This window comes from Methylobacterium longum, assembly GCF_022179385.1.
Classification (GTDB): Bacteria; Pseudomonadota; Alphaproteobacteria; order Rhizobiales; family Beijerinckiaceae; genus Methylobacterium; species Methylobacterium longum.
In genome coordinates this window covers 1-1,131 of sequence record NZ_BPQS01000136.1, presented here as the reverse complement: position 1 = coordinate 1,131, position 1,131 = coordinate 1, and the positions used below count along the sequence as shown (strand labels likewise).

Here is a 1,131-nt window from a genome sequence, read left to right as displayed (position 1 = left end):
CTCGATGGCGAGGACACGGCGCGCCTGTCCGACGACGCCCGAGCCCGAATGCGCCGCGACTGGATCGGCTTCGTGTTCCAATCCTACAACCTGCTCCCCCGCAGCACCGCGTTGGAGAATGTCGAACTGCCGCTGATGTATGCTGGCATCGCGTCGCGGCTTCGGCGGCTGCGCGCCTGGGCCGCCCTGGAATCGGTCGGCATGTCGATGCGGGCGCGGCATTTCCCCTCGCAGCTCTCCGGGGGCGAGCAGCAGCGGGTAGCGATCGCCCGGGCCCTGGTGGGTGAACCGGCGGTCCTCCTGGCCGACGAGCCGACCGGGGCGCTGGATAGTCGGACGGGCGCGGAAATCCTCGACCTGTTCCAGCAGCTCAACCGCGGCGGCCAGACCGTGGTGATGATCACCCACGACGCCGCCGTTGCGGCCCATTGCGCGCGCACGGTCCACCTGCGCGACGGCCAGGTGGTCAACGACGTGCGCCGCGGGCCCAGGCGGGTGGAGGCCGCATGAGCCTGTCCCAGACGCTCCTCGTCGCCCTCCGGTCCCTGCGCCTCAACCTGATGCGCAGCTTCCTGACCATGCTGGGCATTGTCATCGGCGTCGCCTCGGTGGTGACGGTGCTGGCCATCGGCAGCGGTGCGCAGGGGCGGGTCGCCGACCAGATCCAGGCGATCGGCGCCAACGTCCTGATGATCAATCCCGGAACCGCCAAAAAGGACGGCGTCCGGCTCAAGGCGGGCACCCGCTTGACGCTGACGGAGGGCGACGTCGACGCGATCCTCGCGCAGGTGCCGCAGGTCCGCGCCGCGGCGGGATCCCTATCCGGGTCCGCGCAGATCGTGCGCGAGAACCGGAACTGGAACACCACCGTCAATGGCACCACGAACGGGCACTTCCTCGTGCGCGACTGGCTGCTGGCGCGCGGGCGTGTCTTCAACGGCACCGAGCAGACCACAGCTGCCAAGGTCGCCATCCTAGGTAGCGTCGTGGCCAAGGAGCTGTTCGGGCGCGACAACCCGGTGGGCACCGAGGTGCGCATCATGAGCGTACCGTTCGAGGTGGTGGGCGTACTGGACGCCAAGGGGCCGGATCAGGACGACGTTGTCTTCGTCCCCCTCGAGACGGCCAAGC

At 69.4% G+C, this 1,131-nt stretch carries 2 protein-coding genes; both read left to right on the top strand.

The genetic code is table 11. The annotated features are described in order from the left end of the window. The coding region (locus MFF58_RS31715) for an ABC transporter ATP-binding protein (protein ID WP_238294299.1) at positions 1-510 on the top strand (510 nt) is incomplete at its 5' end. Continuing rightward, positions 507-1,131 (top strand): ABC transporter permease (locus MFF58_RS31710; RefSeq protein ID WP_238294296.1); only part of this gene is annotated, 625 nt, incomplete at its 3' end. The genes MFF58_RS31715 and MFF58_RS31710, both read left to right, overlap by 4 nt.